The sequence below is a fragment of the Tahibacter soli genome (assembly GCF_025717065.2).
In the GTDB taxonomy this organism is placed as follows: Bacteria; Pseudomonadota; Gammaproteobacteria; order Xanthomonadales; family Rhodanobacteraceae; genus Tahibacter; species Tahibacter soli.
On sequence record NZ_JAOVZO020000003.1, the window covers coordinates 675,770 to 693,010 of the forward strand.

A 17,241-nucleotide genomic window follows, 5' to 3' on the forward strand; every position below is an offset into this window, starting at 1 on the left:
CCGGCGCCGCCCCCTCACCCCAGCCCTCTCCCCGCGCAAGCGCGGAGGAGAGGGGGGCTATTGAAGCAGTCCCTTCGCCTTCAACACGCCGATCAACGTTCGCGTATACGCCGCCTTGTTGCGATAGTCGATATGCGAATCGTCCGGCAGCGGAAACGCGACGAGTTCCGGGTAGTCGCGCGCCGATACGACCGCGACCGGGCTTTCCGCGGCGAAGCGGTTCCAATACAGCTCGGGCGGATAGACGCGGTCCATGATCTGCCGGTTGAACCCGCTGATCGGGCTTTCGTAGAAGATCACGCGACCGCCGCGCGCTTCGATCGCGCGCGCCTGCTCGAGCACCGGCCGCACTTCGGCGAACCACGATTCCGGCGTGCGCTTGGGCAGGTTCGCGACGTTCGTTTCCGCGACCGCGGCGAAATGGCGTTTCGCGCCTTCCGGATCGGTGAGCGTGTAGTCGATGTCGCCGCTGCGATCGGTGTGGTAGGCGACGTAGTTGCGCGGCGGCGGCGGCGCGCCGGCGAGCGCGCGCCTGAGCATCGCGATCGCACCGAGATCCGGATTCGAAATCGCCGCCGCCTGCTGCCAGACGTCGAGCAGCGCGCGATGCGCGCGCCAGCTCGGCGTCCAATGGCGATGGTAGTAGTCGACATATGGCTGCTGCAGCTCGCGGTATTCGGTCAGGAACGCGTTGCTCTCGACGTCGCAGATCACGGTGCCGCGAAAGTCCGGGTCGTTGGCGAGGTCGCGCAGCACCGCGAGCGGGTAGAGCCCGTTGATCGCGAGCATCACCGGCCGGTAGCCCGGCAGTTCCGCGCGCAGCGTCGGCATGTCGAAGCCGTATTCGGTGCGAGACGCGCCGAGCAGCACGAGCGGGCGCGGGGAGTCGCCGTAGACCTTGTCGCGCTCGGTCGACCACAGCTGCGGCGAATCGAGGACGTTCGGCACCTGGCCGTGCGCGCGCCACCCGCGCTCGACGCCGGCGAGCGCGAGCGCCGCGACGGCGAGCGCGACGATCCACGCGACGAGCCAGCGTCGCGGCGACGTATTCGCGATGTCGGCGTCGTTCGTCATGTCAGAACTGGAAGTAGATGAACGCATGGTTGTTGCCCGGCGACAACACGATCAGGCATAGCATCGCCGCGAGCAACAGGCCGACGACGACGGCGGGCAGGCGGCGGAACGCGCGCTCGGGATCGGTGTTGCGCAAGAGCGCCTGCACGAGCACGAGCAGTCCGAACACCGCGACCGCGAGGCGCTGTTCGAACGTCGTCGCCGCGAGGCCGGCCGACAGGCCGCCGACGTCGACGAGTGCGCGGCTGATCGCCCAGCCGTCGCCGAAGCCGCGCGCGCGGAACCACACCCACGCATACATGACCGCGACGAGCGTGATCGCGCCGTAGGCGAACGCGAGCGCGCGTCCGGCTTGGCGTCCGCCCGGCCACCAGTGCTCGCGCGCGTAGCGCTCGAGCGCGAGATAGCCGCCGTGCAGCGCGCCCCAGGCGACGAACGTCCACGCGGCGCCGTGCCACAGCCCGCCGATCAGCATCGTCAGCATGAGGTTGCGATACGTTTTCCATTCGCCGCCGCGATTACCGCCGAGCGAGACGTACAGATAGTCGCGCAGCCAGCTCGACAGCGAGATGTGCCAGCGCCGCCAGAAGTCCGAAAAGCCGATCGCCGCATACGGGTTGCGGAAGTTGATCGGCAGCCGAAAACCGAGCGCGAGCGCGGCGCCGAGCGCACAGGTCGAGTAGCCGGCGAAGTCGCAGAAGATCTGGCCGCTGAACGCGATCATGCCGATCCATGCGCCGCTCGCGTTCGCATGTGCGGCGTCGTTGAACACGGCGTCTGCGACCGGCGCGAACACGGTGTCGGCGAGCACGATTTTTTCGAACAGGCCGAGCGTCAGAAACGCAAGGCCGAGGCCGAGTCCGTCGGCGCTCGTGCGGCGCGGCGTTTCGATCTGCTCGCGCATCTGCGTGAAGCGCACGATCGGGCCGGCGACGAGTTGCGGAAAGAAGCCGACGTACAGCGCGTAGTCGCGCCAGTCCGGCGTCGGCGCGAATTTGCGGCGATAGACGTCGAAGCAGTACGACAGCGAGTGGAACGTATAGAACGAGATGCCGATCGGCAGCACGATGTCGAGCCTGGGCGGCACGTAGACGACGCCGATCGTCGCGAGCGCCTGCGCGAGGCTGTCGAGCGCGAACGCGCTGTACTTGAAATAGCCCAGCACGACGAGATTGACGACGAGCGTCGCGACGACCCAGCGTTTGCGCGCCGCGGGCGCCTGCGCCGCGTCGATGCGCCGTGCGATCCACCAGTCGAGCGTGGTCGAGGCGATCAGCAGCAAGAGGAACGGCGGATTCCACGCGGCGTAGAACGCGTAGCTCGCGACCAGCAGGAAATTCTTGCGCGCGCCCCAGCCGGGCAACGCGTTGTAGCCGGCCAGGACGGCCGCGAAGAAGACCAGGAACGTGAACGAGTCGAACTGCATCGATCACATGCTCGATTGCGACTCAACGAAAAACGCCGGCTCTTGAGCCGGCGTTTTCGAGGATCTGCAATCCTGGTGGGCGCGACAGGGATCGAACCTGTGACCCCTACCATGTCAAGGTAGTGCTCTACCGCTGAGCTACGCGCCCGGTGAAGGGGCGCGAAGAATAGCGAAGTCGTCTGCGGTGCACAAGCCTGTCGTGCATCGAATCGTCGACGTCGGCGAATTCGCCGTACGCCGACGGTGCGTCCCGATCCCTGCGCCGTCGAATAGGTCTTGAGGCTGATTTCAAATACACGTTCAGACTGATGTCAAATCCTCGCAAGTGCGGACAATCCCCCGGCGCGTTTAAGTCTTTTTTAACGATCGGGGGCCAGCGATGCGTTCGACTTTGTTTACCAGCATTCTTTTTGCGCTTTCCACGCCGGCAATGGCGGATACGTCGGTCGAGGCGGAGCTCGCCGGTGTCGCCACGACGGCGGAGAGCGAATCCGGTCCGGAGGCTGATTCCGCCGGTCCGCGCGGCGAGGCGCCGCTCGAGCAGATTCAGGTCACGGCGACGCGCACCGCGAAGTCGAACTTCGAGGTCGCGACCGCCGTCAGCGTCGTCGGCCGCGACGAGATCCGCGAACTCGCGCCGCTGACCGTCGCCGACTACCTGCGCGCGCAGCCGGGCGCATTCGTGCAGGCGACGACGCCGGGCCAGGCGATTCCGATCATCCGCGGCCTCAAGGGCTCGGAAGTGCTGCACATCGTCGACGGCTTCCGTCTGAACACGGCGTTCTTCCGCAATTCGCCGAACCAGTATTTCGCGCTCGCCGACGCGCAGAACGTCGACCGCCTCGAAGTCGTGCGCGGACCGTCGTCGAGCCTGTACGGTTCGGACGCGATGGGCGGCGTCGTCCAGGTGCTGACGCCGGAAGAACGTTTCGACGGCGGCAGCTGGAGCGGCCGCGGCCGCTTCCGCGCACAGTATACGAGTGGAGATCTCTCCAGCGTCGGCCGCATCCAGGGCGCGGCCGGCAAGGACGGCATTTCGATCGCCGGCGGCGTGACGGTGCAGGACGTCGGCCGGCGCGAACTCGGCGGCGACGGCGGCCGCCTGCCGAACAGCGATTTCAGTTCGCACGCGGCCGACGCGAAGCTGATCTGGTCGCCGGCGGAAGGCCACGAGCTCATGATCTCGGCGCAGTACCTGCAGCAGCCCAAGACCGCGCGCGTCGACGAGCTGATCGCCGGTTTCGGCCAGACGCGTCCGAACTCGGTCGAGTTCTATTTCCAGCCGCAGGACCGCCTGTTCGCGCAGGTGCGCTACACGATCAGCGAAGCGACGAGCTGGTTCGATCGCGCCGAATTCCACGTCGGCTACCAGAAGATCAACGACGACCGCCGCACGCGCGAATTCGGCACCGCGAACCGCGAACTCGAAGAGAACTCGAGCCGTCTGCGCGGCGCGACCGCGACGTTCGACAAGACGGTCGGCAATCACAGCTTCGTCTACGGCGCCGAGGCCTATTACGACACGATCGACAGCTTCCGCGAGCGCCTGAACCTCAATACGAACGTCGTCAGCGCGCGCCCGTCGCGCTTCCCGGACGGCTCGACGATGGATAGCTTCGCCGTGTTCGCGAACGACAGCATCGCGCTCGCGCCGCACTGGCAGCTCGACGTCGGCGGACGCTATTCGAGCTTCGACATCGAAATGCCGACGACGCCGCAAGGGCCGGGCGTCAAGCTCAGCCCCGACGACCTCACCGGCAACGCAGGCCTCACGTTCCGCGCGACCGATACGCTGCACGTCGTGAGCAACGTCGGCCGCGGCTTCCGCGCGCCGAACATCTTCGACCTCGGCGTGTTCGGCGACCGTCCGAGCAACCGCTTCGCCGTGCCGAACATCGACCTCAAGCCCGAAACGGTCGTCACCTGGGACGTCGGCCTCAAGTGGGACCAGCCGGGCGTGCAGGCCGAAGTGTTCCTGTGGAAGTCGAACTACAAGGACAAGATCACGTCGGTCGAAACCGGCGAGATCACGCCGAGCGGACGCATCGTCGTGACGAACCGCAACGTCACCGATCTCGACCTGTGGGGCCTGGAAGCCGGCGCGCGCTGGTACTTCAACGAGAAGAGCCAGGCCTACGGCGTGATCAACTTCACGCGCGGCGAGGAAACCTACGCCGGCGCCACGTACGACGCCGACCGCGTGCCGCCGATCAACGGCCGTCTCGGCTTTCTGCATTATCTCAACGAAACGGTCAGCATCGACGCGTGGGCGCTGTACGCCACGCGACAGGATCGCCTGAGTCCGCGCGACCTGACCGACCCGCGCGTGAACCCGCAGGGCACGGCCGGCTGGGCGACCGCGAACGTGCGTCTCGACTGGGAATTCGCGCAGGCCGCGACGCTCGGCCTGCGCCTGGAGAATCTCGGCGACCGCCGCTATCGCGAACACGGTTCGGGTGCCGACGAAATGGGACGCAGCGCGAGCGTGATTCTCGACTGGGCGTTCTGACGCCGATGCGCGCGGTCGCCGTCACGGCGACCGCGCGTCAATTCGACGGCATCGCCTGCACGCGTTTGAGGCGATCGACGTAGTACGACAACGGCGTTTCCTCGTAGCGGTTCGCAAGCTCGAGCGCGCGTTCGGCCGCACGAACGGCATCGTCGCGGCGATCGAGCGACGCGTATGCGCGGGCCAGGCGATCCCACGCGCCCGGCGATTGCGGATCGATGTCGACGCCGCGCCGGACCAGCGCGAGACCTTCTTCTTTCCGGCCGGCCCCGATCGCTTCTTCGCCGAAGTCGGCATACACCTCGCCCGGCACCGGCAAAGCGGTGCCGACGGTTTTCGAGACGTCGGCGTAGTGCTTCTCGGCGTAGGCCAGACCTTTCGGCATCAGGTCCGGGTGATAGCGATAGCCGTCGTAGAGCCGGCGCAGGCCGTCGATCGTCGCGAGCAGCGACATGCCGCGATGCGTCTCGTCGGGGAACGCGCGCTCGTTCCAGCGCAGGCCCTTGGGCGCCTTCTTCAGCACGCCGACGAGCGCGTCGTAGTCGGCGAGCGGTCGGCCCGAGTCGTCGGCGCGCGCGACGTACAGAAATGCATTCGTGGCTTTGTTCGCAGCGAGCGATTTTTCGAGCGCGTGCTGCGGCCAGTTGCCGTCCCAGTCGAGCGACGGCGCGAGCGCGAGATAGGCGCGGAACGGCGACGGTTCGCCGGCGAGGCAGTACAGCGCGAACAGGCCGCCGAGCGAGTGGCCGTGCAGCACGCGAAAGTCGTTCGTGCGCAGGTTGGCCTCGATCGTCGGAATCAGCTCGGCGGCGAGAAACTGCTTGAACCGGCTCGCGCCGCCGCCGCCGACCCAGGCTTCCCAGTCGGTCGGCGTGAAGTCGCGCATGCGCGAGGTGTTGTCGATGCCGACGACGATCAGCTCCGGAATCTCGCCGCTGTCGGACAGATAGTCGACCGTGGCCGTGACGGGCGCGAACTGCGATGGGGCGTCGAGCAGGTACAGCACCGGATAGCGCCGGTTTTCGGCCCAGCGATAGCTCGGCGGCAGATGCACGCGGTACGTGCGTTCTTCCGACAGCACGGTCGAATGGGTCCGGTGCGTCTGCCCGATCACGACCGGATCGGCCGCGACGGCGCGGCCCGCGAGGCAGACGAACAGCAGCAGTGCGGCGATGCGAGCGATCATGCGACGACCTCCCCTGGGTTCGCCCGGAGCCGGGCGACCGCGTCGACATGGTGCGCCGGAACCGCGTTTCAATGACGCCGCCCGCGTTGACAGGGCGGGGCGCGTGCACTAGTTTTGTGCGCGTCTGCGTCGCAGCCGCGACGCGCAACGAACGGGTGGCCCGCGCCAACGCGCCGGTCTAGGGTGTGACATGAGCACGCGAACTTTCTTTATCGGCTGACACTTCGCGCAGGCGCACCTCGATGCAAGGGCGCGCGGCGCCCTTTTTATTGTCCGCGCCGCCGCCATAAGGCGACGCGGAAACGAGAGACGGAACATGGTTCACATCACGCTACCCGACGGCAGCCAGCGCGCGTTCGATCAACCGGTATCGGTGCAGGACGTCGCCGCGTCGATCGGCCCGGGCCTCGCCAAGTCGGCGCTCGCCGGCAAGGTCGACGGCAAGCTCGTCGACACGAGCTATCGCATCGACGCGGACGCCGCGCTCGAAATCGTCACCGAAAAGCACCCCGACGCGCTCGAGGTGATTCGCCACTCGACCGCGCATCTGCTCGCGCAGGCGACGCAGCGCCTGTTTCCCGACACGCAGGTCACGATCGGCCCGGTCGTCGACAACGGCTTCTACTACGACTTCGCGCGCAAGACGCCGTTCACGCCGGACGATCTCGACAAGATCGAAGCCGAAATGAAGAAGATTGCGGCCGAAGGGCTCGCGGTCGAGCGCTCGGTCATGCAGCGCGACGCCGCGGTCGACTTCTTCAAGAACAAAGGCGAGATCTACAAAGCCGAAATCATCGAGTCGATTCCGGCCAATGAAGATCTGTCGCTTTATTCACAGGGCGAGTTCATCGATCTGTGCCGCGGCCCGCACGTGCCGAACACGAGCAGGCTCAAGGCGTTCAAGCTGATGAAGGTCGCCGGCGCGTATTGGCGCGGCGACGCCAAGAACGAGATGCTGCAGCGCGTCTACGGCACCGCGTGGCTCAACGACAAGGATCTCAAGGCGTATTTGACGCAGCTCGAGGAAGCCGAGAAGCGCGATCACCGCAAGATCGGCAAGGCGATGGACCTGTTCCATCTGCAGGAAGAAGCGCCGGGCCTCGTGTTCTGGCATCCGAAGGGCTGGTCGATCTGGCAGGTGGTCGAGCAGTACATCCGCAAGGTGTACCGCGACTCGGGCTACCAGGAAGTGCGCTGCCCGCAGATTCTCGACCAGACCCTGTGGCAGAAGACCGGCCACTGGGAAAACTACCGCGAGAACATGTTCACGACGGCGTCGGAGAACCGCGACTACGCGTTGAAGCCGATGAACTGTCCGGGCCACGTGCAGATCTTCAACCACGGCCTGCACAGCTACAAGGAACTGCCGATCCGCTACGGCGAGTTCGGCGCGTGCCATCGCAACGAGCCGTCGGGCGCGCTGCACGGCATCATGCGCGTGCGCGGCTTCACGCAGGACGACGGCCACATCTTCTGCATGGAATCGCAGATCGAGTCGGAAGTGACCGCGTTCCATCGACAGGCGATGAAGGTGTACGCCGACTTCGGCTTCGCGGACATCGCGCTGAAGATCGCGCTGCGGCCGGACAAGCGCATCGGCTCGGACGAAACCTGGGACAAGGCCGAAAACGCGCTGCGTTCGGCGCTGCGCGCCTGCGGCGTCGAGTGGCAGGAGCTGCCGGGCGAGGGCGCGTTCTACGGCCCGAAGATCGAGTACCACATGAAGGACTCGATCGGGCGCGCGTGGCAGGTCGGTACGATGCAGGTCGACTTCTCGATGCCGGGCCGCCTCGGCGCCGAATACGTCGGCGAGGACTCTGCACGCCACGTGCCGGTGATGCTGCATCGTGCGATCGTCGGCTCGCTCGAGCGCTTCATCGGCGTGCTGATCGAACACCACGCGGGGCTGTTCCCGTCGTGGCTCGCGCCGGTGCAGGCGGTGGTCATGAACATCACGGACGCCCAGGCCGACCACGTCGAGCGCGCCGTGCAAGCCCTTGTTAAGCAAGGTTTCCGCGTAGAGGCGGATTTGCGAAACGAGAAGATCGGCTATAAAATCCGCGAGCACACGTTGCAGAAGGTCCCGTATCTCCTCGTCGTCGGTGACCGCGAGAAGGAGAACGGGGCCGTTTCTGTGCGTCTACGCTCCGGCGAAGACCTCGGGTCGATGACCGTCGATGAGTTCGCCGAGCGTTTAAAAGGTGAGTCGATCAGTGCCTAAGTGCTTGATCGCTCAAATCATTAAACCATTGGGAGGGCGCGCGTATCGCCGCTACCGCTGAAAAAGCAAACCGCCGCAATCACGAAATCCGCGTGCCGCGGGTTCGTGTGATCGGCGCGGACGGAGAGCAGGTCGGGGTCTTGTCGCGTGACGATGCGTTGCGCATGGCCCAGGATCTGGAGCTGGATCTGGTCGAGATCCAGCCGAATGCCGATCCGCCGGTGTGCCGCATCATGGACTTCGGCAAGTTCAAGTTCGAGATGCAGAAAAAGGCCCACGCGGCCAAGAAGAAGCAGAAACAGGTCGAAATCAAGGAACTGAAGTTCCGGCCGACGACCGACGACGGCGACTACGAAGTCAAGATGCGCAATATGAAGCGCTTCCTGGCCGAGGGCGACAAGGTCAAGGTCGTGATTCGCTTCAAGGGCCGCGAAATGGCGCACACCGAGCTCGGCGACGCGATGGTCAAGCGCATCGCAGCCGAAATAGCGGAAGAAGCGGTGGTCGAGCAGTGGCCTCGCATGGAAGGGCGTCTGATGGTCATGATGGTCGCCCCGAAAAAGAAGCAGCCGCAGCCTTAACGATGGCAACCCGCTTCCGTGCAGACGGAAGCGGACGATCGAATCCCGGATCGGGACAGCAAGCCTGCTGTTGCGACCCCGGGGAACGCATCGATCGAGAGTCGATCGCGCAAGCGATCGGCTCTTTCGAGGACGCGCGCAAGCTTTGCTTGCGTCGTTCGAGCGAGAAACAGGCAGGAGTCTGTTTCCCGCCTTGTGTAACGGGAACCCGCCTACGCGTGCGTGGGCTTATTCGCCGATACGAGCAGGAAGGAAAGCGCGGTGAGAGCCGCCGCTCGGATCAGTCTAGAAAACCATCAACGGAGCAGATCATGCCCAAGATCAAGACCAATCGGGCCGCTGCCAAGCGGTTCCGCAAGACGGCGTCCGGCAAATTCAAGTGCGGCCACGCCTTCAAGAGCCACATCCTCACCAAGAAGTCGACCAAGCGTAAGCGCAACCTGCGCGGCCCGAACCTCGTTCGTGCCGAGGACGCGGGCCGTGTCGCACGCATGCTGCCGTATCTCTGAGGGAGGATTGAACAATGGCACGAGTTAAGAAAGGCGTTACCGCGCGTCGCCGCCACAAGAAGATCATCGCCAAGGCGAAGGGCTACTACAACGCCCGCCGCAAAGTATTCCGCGTCGCCAAGCAGGCCGTCACCAAGGCCCACCAGTACGCGTACATCGGCCGCAAGCAGCGCAAGCGTCAGTTCCGCGCGCTGTGGATCGTCCGCATCAACGCCGGTGCGCGTCAGTTCGGCCTGTCGTACAGCCGCCTGATGAACGGCCTGAAGAAGGCGAACATCACGGTCGACCGCAAGGTGCTGGCCGACATCGCGGTGCACGACATCGCGGCTTTTGGTGCGCTGGCCGAAAAGGCGAAGACCGCACTGGCCGCGTAAGCAGCTACACCGACGGACGGCGCCGCGAGGCGCCGCCGGCTGCAGCGTGGGGAGCGGGCCTTCAGGCCTTCGCTCCCCATGCTTTTTCTGGGACCCAAGAAATCCGTTGAGGTTGTCATGGACGTGTTGGAATCGAAGGTCAGGGATTCGCTCGACAGCATCGCGCAGGCGCCGTCGATCGCCGAACTCGAAAACCTTCGCGTCGGCCTGCTCGGCAAGAGCGGCCTCGTCACCGAGCAGTTGAAGGCACTCGGCAAGCTCGCGCCGGACGAGCGCAAGATCGCCGGCGAGCGCGTCAACCGCGTCAAGGAATCGCTGCAGGACGCGATCTCCGCGCGGCGCGGCATTCTGGAAGAAGCGGCATTTTCCAAGCGTCTGGCCGAAGAGCGCATCGACGTGACGCTGCCGGGCCGCGACGCCGATCTCGGCGGCGTGCATCCGGTGACGCGCGCGCTCGAGCGCATCACCGACATCTTCCAGCGCCTGGGCTATCGCGTCGCCGAAGGCCCCGAGATCGAAGACGACCATCACAACTTCGAAGCGCTGAACTTTCCGCCGCACCATCCGGCGCGCGCGATGCACGACACGTTCTATTTCCCGGACGGACGCCTGCTGCGCACGCATACCTCGCCGGTGCAGATCCGTTCGATGGTCGGCCACGCGCCGCCGATCCGCGTGATCGCGCCGGGCAAGGTGTATCGCAGCGACTCCGATCAGACGCACACGCCGATGTTCCATCAGGTCGAAGGGCTGCTGGTCGACGAAACGTCGAGCTTCGCCGACCTCAAGGGCACGCTGGCCGAATTCGTGCGCGCGTTCTTCGAGCGCGATTTCGAGATGCGCTTCCGCCCGAGCTACTTCCCGTTCACCGAGCCGTCGGCCGAGGTCGACATCCGCTGGGACCAGGACGACGGTTCCGAGCGCTGGCTCGAAGTGCTCGGCTGCGGCATGGTGCATCCGAACGTGCTGCGCAACTGCGGCATCGACCCGGAACGCTACACCGGCTTCGCGTTCGGCCTCGGCGTCGAACGCTTCGCGATGCTGCGCTACGGCGTCAAGGATCTGCGGCAGTTCTTCGAGAACGACCTGCGCTTCCTCAAGCAGTTTGCGTGACGCGCCGGCGCGCGTCGCGCCGTACGAAGCACCCCAAGGACAGCGGCGCGCGCGTTTGCGCCCAACGGTGAACCATGAAATTCAGCGAAAACTGGCTGCGCGAACTCGTCAATCCGAACGTCGACCGCGCCGAACTGTGTCATCGCCTGACGATGGCGGGTCTTGAAGTCGAAGGCGTCGAGCCGCTCGGCGCGGGGCTCGGCGGCATCGTCGTCGGCGAAATCGTCGAATGCGAAAAGCATCCGAACGCGGACAAGCTGCGCGTGTGCAAGGTATCGACCGGCGCCGGCGAGTTCGTGCAGATCGTCTGCGGCGCGCCGAACGCGCGCGCGGGCCTCAAGGCGCCGCTCGCGACGATCGGCGCGGCGCTGCCGAACGGCCTCGTCATCAAGCAGGCGCAACTGCGCGGCGTCGACTCGTTCGGCATGCTGTGCTCGGCGAAGGAAATCGGCGTCGACGCCGACGCGTCGGGTTTGATGGAACTGCCCGCCGACGCGCCGACCGGCGCGCCGCTCGCGGCTTATCTCGCGCTGCCCGACGCGAGCATCGAGCTCAAGATGACGCCGAACCGGCCCGACTGCCTCGGCCTCGTCGGCCTCGCGTACGACGTCGCCGCGCTGTTCGGCGCGCCGCTCGCCGAACCGCCGCACGATCCGGTCGCATCGACCGTCGACACGCGCCGCGACATTCGGCTGGAAGCGGGCGCCGACTGTCCGCGCTACCTCGGCCGCGTGATCGAAGGCGTCGATCCGGGTGCGCCGTCGCCGCTGTGGCTCGCCGAACGCCTGCGCCGCGCCGGCCTGCGACCGATCAGCGCGGTCGTCGACGTGACCAACTACGTCATGCTCGAGCTCGGCCAGCCGATGCACGCGTTCGACCACGACACGCTCGACGGCACGATCGTCGTGCGCCGCGCGCGCGACGGCGAGGCGCTCAAGCTGCTCGACGACAGCGAACGCACGCTCGACGGCGGCTTCCTCGTGATCGCCGACGACGCCAGGGCCGTCGCGCTCGGCGGCGTCATGGGCGGTTACGAAACGCGCGTCACCGATGCGAGCACGAACATCTTCCTGGAATGCGCGCACTTCTCGCCGCCGGCGATCATGGGCCGCGCGCGCAAGCTCGGCATGCATACCGACGCGTCGCATCGCTACGAGCGCGGCGTCGATCCCGAACTGCCGCGCGCCGCGGTCGAGCGCGCGACGGCGCTGCTGCTCGCGATCGTCGGCGGCAAGGCCGGTCCGATCGTCGAAGCCGTGCTGCCGGAACACCTGCCGCAGCGCCGCGCGGTGAATCTGCGCCGCGACCGCCTCGCGCGCGTGCTCGGCATGCACGTGCCCGACGCGGAGGTCGCACGCATCCTTGCCGCGCTCGGCATGCACGTCGCCACGACCGCCGACGGCTGGCAGGCCACGCCGCCGTCGCGCCGCTTCGACATCGAGATCGAGGAAGACCTGATCGAAGAAGTGGTGCGCGTGCACGGTTACGACCGCGTGCCGACGCGCGCGCCGAGCGGCGAGCTGAAGCTCGGCCTGCCGCCCGAGGCGAACGTGCCGGCGACGCGCGCGCGCGCGCAGCTCGCCGCGCGCGGCTACTACGAGGCGGTGTGCTACAGCTTCGTGGCGCGCGAATGTCTCGACCGCTGGTCGCGTGCGGACGGCGCGATCGCACTGGCCAATCCGCTCAGCGCCGACCTCGCGGTCATGCGCACGTCGCTGCTGCCGGGCTTGGTCGAGGCGCTCAAGCACAATCTCAATCGCCAGCAGGATCGCGTGCGCCTGTTCGAGACGGCGCGCGTGTTCGCCAAGCCGGCATCGGCGAGCCGCGAAGACTGGCCGGTCGAGACGCGCCGCATCGCCGCGGTCGCGTGCGGTCGCGCGGCACCCGAGAACTGGAGCGCCGACAAGCGCACGGTCGACTACTACGATATCAAGGCCGATCTCGAAACGCTGCTGGCGCTGGCGGGCCCCGGTCGTTCGATCGAGTTCCTGCCGCTCGACCGCCCGGACTTCCATCCGGGCCGCAGCGCGCGGATCGCGATCGACGGCGAGCCGGTCGGCGTCGTCGGCGGCCTGCATCCGCGCCTGCTCAAAGCGCTCGATCTCGACGTCGACGTGTACGCGTTCGAAGTCGATCTCGACCGCGCGCTCGCCGGCCGCCTGCCGGCGGCGGCGGAGCTGTCGCGGTACCCGTCCGTGCGGCGCGACATCGCCATGGTGTTGCCGCAGGAGGTCACCTGGGGGCAGGTCGAGAGCGTATTGCGCGCGTCCGTCGGAGAGGTCTTGAGCGAACGGGTAGTCTTCGATCAATATGCGGGTGCGGGTTTAGGTTCAGGACTAAAGAGCCTCGCTATTGGCTTGATTTTGCAGGACAGTTACCGCACTCTTACGGATCAGGACGCAGACCGTTGCGTAGGCTTGGCGGTCGCTGCCCTGGAACGCGAATGCGGCGGTAAGTTGCGGGGGTAGCATGGCGCTGACCAAGGCGGAAATGGCGGAGCGACTGTTCCTCGATGTAGGCCTCAACAAGCGCGAGGCCAAGGAATTCGTGGACGCCTTCTTCGATGTAGTGCGAGAAGCGCTCGAAAAAGGGGAGCAGGTGAAGTTGTCGGGTTTCGGCAATTTCGATCTGCGCAAAAAAACCAGCGTCCCGGACGTAATCCGAAGACCGGCGAGGAAATTCCGATTTCCGCGCGCAGGGTCGTTACGTTCAGGCCCGGACAGAAGCTGAAGGTCAGAGTCGAGGCCTATGCTGGATCAGGGCAGCAATAACGAACTTCCGGTCATCCCGGCCAAGCGCTACTTCACGATCGGTGAAGTCAGCGAGCTGTGTGGCGTCAAGCCGCACGTCTTGCGCTATTGGGAGCAGGAATTTTCGAACTTGAAGCCGGTCAAGCGACGCGGCAATCGCCGGTATTACCAGCGCCACGACGTGCTGATGATCCGTCAGATCCGCTCGCTGCTGTACGACCAGGGCTTCACGATCACGGGCGCGCGGCAGCGGCTGGAAGGCCAGCAACAGCGCACCGAGGTCAATATCTCGAATCAGATCGTGCGCCAGGTGCGCATCGAGCTCGAGGAAGTGCTGCAGATTCTGCGGCGCTGAAGCGTCGCCGCGGGGCCGCGATCTGCTACACTCGCGCGCCTTCCGGCGGTCGAATGCCATAGTCGGGGCGTAGCGCAGCCTGGTAGCGCACCACACTGGGGGTGTGGGGGTCGCGAGTTCAAATCTCGCCGTCCCGACCAATTCGTCATCGACCGTCGCCGCGGCCCCGTTCGGGGCCTGCTTTCCTGTCGTGAGTCCCTTCCGGCGAACCGTTCGTCGCGATCGCGCGTGCGTACGCCGGTTTTCCGAAGGCTCCGCGAGACTTCCGGAGCGGCGAGGCGTCCCGAAGCCGGACCTCGGACCGGCTCGATCCCACCGGTTTTCGTGCCCTGCGATGTTGCCGAAATGCGCGGCCGGGCGATCGCGTACGTTCGTGCCGATCGGCGCGAACGTTGCGCGGAACCGCAGGGGCGGCGAAAACGCGTCTCTAAACGTCTGATTTGCAAAGCCTCGGCGAGATTTCGCCGAAACCTCGCCTGGCGATGTTGCGGTTTTCGCCACGATCTCGCCCCGCGTTCAGGACTCCCCCGACGGCCGCGAACACGATGCGGCCACACACCACCGGGAGAGGGTCATGAACTGCATGCACTGGCGTACCGACGGGACCGACAGCTTTCCGAACTGGCGCGATCGCGAGGACTACCTCGAACGCTTCGGGCCGCGCGCGATCGTCTGGGTCGGCGAACTGCGCACCGCGCAGGCCTGGAACTTCAGCCCGCCGGCGCTGTGCGTCGCGCTGCGCGGCAAGGTGCTGGTCGGCAATCGGGGCTGCGCCGTCGAAGTCGCCGGCGGCGACGTGATGCTCACCGAGGGCGGCAGCGGCCTGCGCATCGAACCGTGCACGTCGGGCGACGCGCGCGTGCTGATGCTGTGGCTCGCGCCGGCGACCGGCAAGGGCCGCGCTTCCGTGCAGCCGCTGCCCGCGTTCTTCACGCAGGATCACGAACTCGCCGGTGCGCTGACGCGCATGGCGCAGGCGACCGCCGACATCGGCGCCGACCTGCATGCCTCGCTCGACCTGGTGCTGGGCCTCCTCGCGCGCCGTCAGCTCGCGCTCGGCGAAGCGCTCGAACACTGCCCGGGCCGCAGCGAACGCCATCGCCGCCAGTTGTACGCGCGCCTGCTGCGCGCCAAGCACCTGATCGATCACGGCCAGGCCGTACCGCTCGACCTCGCCGCGCTCGCGCAGGTGGCCAGCCTGTCGCCGTCGCATTTCCTGCGGTTGTTCCATCGCGTGTTCGGCGCGTCGCCGCACCGCTATCTCGTGCAGCAGCGCATGCTGCGCGCACGGCGCATGGTCGTCGAAACGACGGTGCCGATCGGGACGATCGCGCAGCGTCTGGGCTTCATCAACCGCTGCGCGTTCGCGCGGCTGTTCAAGCAGCAGTTCGGCACGCCGGCCACGCGCCTGCGCCGCCAGGCCATGCTGCAGGCCAGAAGTTCGGTCACGCGCGCGTTCGGCAGCTTGGGCGCGACGCAGCGTGTGGGGTACATTTCGCTGCCGGGTGCGGCATGAAGCAACGGGAAGTCATGAACCATCGTCAAGGCTCGATCGGATCTGCCCGGCTGGCATTGGCGGCGGCACTCGTCATCGGCGGCGCCGCGCACGCCGGCGATCCGCGCATCGCGCAGGATTCGCGCACGGCGTTCAAGTCGTTCGCCCAGCCGCTGATCGGCAACTGGGACTGCAATCTGCGCACGTGGGACGACCGCTTCCACGAACGCATGGTCGAAACGCCGCAGAAGCGGCGGTTCGAGTGGGCGCTCAAGGGCAACTTCCTGCAGGAGAGCATCTACGCGGTGCTGCGCAATGGCGAATCGGTGCACGTCGGCCTGAACATGATCAGCGTCGATCCCGAGACGATGCACATCCTCCTGTCCGGCTTCGATGCGTCGACGCCCGACCGGCGCATGACGCTCGACGGCGAACTCGCGCCGGATCTGCGCCACCTGACCGGCCGCGTGCAGATGCAGCCGGCGACGGAAGGCGGCGAGCCGCCGCGGCGGCTGGAATGGCAGTGGCTCGACGACAACCGCACGAGCGCGCGCACGTATGCGCGTGCGCCGAACGGCCGCGAGTTCTTGAACACGGAGCTCATCTGCAAGCGCCCGGACGGCAGCGAGAACAAGAGCAACTGGTAGACTGCGGGGTCTCGCCACAACGCGGTCCCCGTATGAATCCGACGACGTCGCCCCGGCGCGGGCTGTACCCCGAGATCGAACCGTACGACACCGGCTACCTGCAGGTTTCCGACCTGCACATGGTGTACTACGAGCAATGTGGAAACCCGGACGGCAAGCCGGTCGTGTTCCTGCACGGCGGTCCCGGCGCCGGCTGCAACGGCAATTCGCGCCGCTTCTTCGATCCCGCCCACTATCGCATCGTGCTGTTCGATCAGCGCGGCTGCGGGCGCTCGACGCCGCACGCCGAGCTGACCGACAACACCACCTGGCATCTCGTCGCCGACATCGAACGCCTGCGCGAAACGCTCGGCATCGAGCGCTGGCAGGTGTTCGGCGGTTCGTGGGGTTCGACGCTCGCGCTCGCGTACGCGCAAACGCATCCGACGCGCGTGACCGAGCTGGTGCTGCGCGGCATCTTCCTGCTGCGCCGCAGCGAGCTCGAATGGTTCTACCAGGAAGGCTGCAGCGCGATGTTCCCGGACGTGTGGGAAGAGTACCTGGCGCAGATTCCGGCGGTCGAGCGCGGCGACCTCATGAGCGCGTATCACCGCCGCCTGACCAGCCCCGATCGCGACGTGCGCGTCGCGGCGGCGCGCGCCTGGTCGGTATGGGAAGGCGCGACGAGTTTCCTGTATCAGGATCCCAAGCACATCGCCGCGACCGGCGAAGACGAATTCGCGCTCGCGTTCGCGCGCATCGAATGCCACTACTTCGTCAACGGCGGGTTCTTCGAAGCCGACGACCAGCTGCTCGCGAACGTGCATCGTCTGCGCGGCATTCCGTCGGTGATCGTGCAGGGACGCTACGACGTCGTCTGCCCGCCGCGTTCGGCGTGGGACCTGCACCGCGCCTGGCCCGAGGCCGACCTGCGCATCGTGCCCGATTCGGGCCATTCCGCGTACGAGCCGGGCATCACGCACGAACTCGTCGAAGCGACCGACCGCTTCCGCTGAGCGCGC

General features: G+C 66.5%; 14 protein-coding genes, 2 tRNA genes and 1 pseudogene. 13 read left to right on the forward strand and 4 right to left on the reverse strand.

Translation table 11 applies throughout. From position 1 onward, the window contains the following. Positions 1 to 57: 57 nt before the first annotated feature. The 3 genes from OD750_RS05450 to OD750_RS05460 form a co-directional block, all read right to left on the reverse strand. A complete protein-coding gene (locus OD750_RS05450; RefSeq protein ID WP_263543254.1) occupies positions 58 to 1,074 on the reverse strand; it encodes a hypothetical protein in 1,017 nt (338 codons plus the stop codon). Between the two features lies 1 nt (position 1,075). Further along, positions 1,076 to 2,500, reverse strand: coding sequence for an MBOAT family O-acyltransferase (locus OD750_RS05455; RefSeq protein WP_263543255.1), 1,425 nt, complete (start codon positions 2,498 to 2,500; stop codon positions 1,076 to 1,078). 73 nt (positions 2,501 to 2,573) lie between these two features. After that, positions 2,574 to 2,648, reverse strand: a tRNA-Val gene (locus OD750_RS05460). A 231-nt stretch (positions 2,649 to 2,879) separates the two neighbouring features. Between OD750_RS05460 and OD750_RS05465 the strand changes: the two genes are divergently transcribed. Next, on the forward strand, positions 2,880 to 5,009 hold the full coding sequence (locus OD750_RS05465) for a TonB-dependent receptor plug domain-containing protein (RefSeq protein ID WP_263543256.1): 2,130 nt from the start codon (positions 2,880 to 2,882) through the stop codon (positions 5,007 to 5,009). Positions 5,010 to 5,046: 37 nt separating this feature from the next. Here OD750_RS05465 and OD750_RS05470 read toward each other — a convergent pair whose 3' ends face one another. Next, positions 5,047 to 6,195, reverse strand: coding sequence for an alpha/beta hydrolase-fold protein (locus OD750_RS05470; protein WP_263543257.1), 1,149 nt, complete (start codon positions 6,193 to 6,195; stop codon positions 5,047 to 5,049). Between the two features lie 316 nt (positions 6,196 to 6,511). Here OD750_RS05470 and thrS point away from each other — a divergent pair, with 316 nt between their 5' ends. The 12 genes and pseudogenes from thrS (at position 6,512) to pip (ending at position 17,235) form a co-directional block, all read left to right on the forward strand. Beyond that, entirely contained in the window at positions 6,512 to 8,416 is a 1,905-nt protein-coding gene (gene thrS / locus OD750_RS05475; RefSeq protein ID WP_263543258.1) for a threonine--tRNA ligase, read from the forward strand. Between the two features lie 44 nt (positions 8,417 to 8,460). Then, positions 8,461 to 8,997 (forward strand): translation initiation factor IF-3, encoded by a 537-nt coding sequence (gene infC, locus OD750_RS05480; protein WP_263543520.1) that lies wholly within the window; start codon positions 8,461 to 8,463, stop codon positions 8,995 to 8,997. Positions 8,998 to 9,308: 311 nt separating this feature from the next. After that, positions 9,309 to 9,506, forward strand: a complete 198-nt coding sequence (gene rpmI / locus OD750_RS05485; protein WP_263543259.1) for a 50S ribosomal protein L35 — start codon at positions 9,309 to 9,311, stop codon at positions 9,504 to 9,506. Between the two features lie 14 nt (positions 9,507 to 9,520). Beyond that, a complete protein-coding gene (gene rplT, locus OD750_RS05490; protein ID WP_255914146.1) occupies positions 9,521 to 9,880 on the forward strand; it encodes a 50S ribosomal protein L20 in 360 nt (119 codons plus the stop codon). Positions 9,881 to 9,997: 117 nt separating this feature from the next. Next, complete coding sequence (pheS, locus tag OD750_RS05495; RefSeq protein ID WP_263543260.1) at positions 9,998 to 10,993, forward strand: phenylalanine--tRNA ligase subunit alpha; 996 nt, start codon at positions 9,998 to 10,000, stop codon at positions 10,991 to 10,993. A gap of 74 nt (positions 10,994 to 11,067) precedes the next feature. After that, positions 11,068 to 13,461, forward strand: a complete 2,394-nt coding sequence (gene pheT / locus OD750_RS05500; protein ID WP_263543261.1) for a phenylalanine--tRNA ligase subunit beta — start codon at positions 11,068 to 11,070, stop codon at positions 13,459 to 13,461. Between the two features lie 22 nt (positions 13,462 to 13,483). Beyond that, positions 13,484 to 13,674 (forward strand): annotated as a pseudogene (locus OD750_RS27475) (HU family DNA-binding protein); the annotation flags it as partial. A gap of 67 nt (positions 13,675 to 13,741) precedes the next feature. Then, on the forward strand, positions 13,742 to 14,098 hold the full coding sequence (locus tag OD750_RS05510; protein ID WP_263543262.1) for a MerR family transcriptional regulator: 357 nt from the start codon (positions 13,742 to 13,744) through the stop codon (positions 14,096 to 14,098). A gap of 63 nt (positions 14,099 to 14,161) precedes the next feature. Further along, positions 14,162 to 14,238 (forward strand) — tRNA-Pro (locus OD750_RS05515). 434 nt (positions 14,239 to 14,672) lie between these two features. After that, positions 14,673 to 15,614, forward strand: a complete 942-nt coding sequence (locus tag OD750_RS05520) for a helix-turn-helix domain-containing protein (protein ID WP_263543263.1) — start codon at positions 14,673 to 14,675, stop codon at positions 15,612 to 15,614. A 14-nt stretch (positions 15,615 to 15,628) separates the two neighbouring features. Continuing rightward, positions 15,629 to 16,240, forward strand: coding sequence for a hypothetical protein (locus tag OD750_RS05525; RefSeq protein WP_263543264.1), 612 nt, complete (start codon positions 15,629 to 15,631; stop codon positions 16,238 to 16,240). 32 nt (positions 16,241 to 16,272) lie between these two features. Next, positions 16,273 to 17,235: a prolyl aminopeptidase gene (gene pip / locus OD750_RS05530; RefSeq protein ID WP_263543265.1), complete on the forward strand. Its 963-nt coding sequence runs from the start codon at positions 16,273 to 16,275 to the stop codon at positions 17,233 to 17,235. The last annotated feature ends 6 nt before the right edge of the window (positions 17,236 to 17,241 follow it).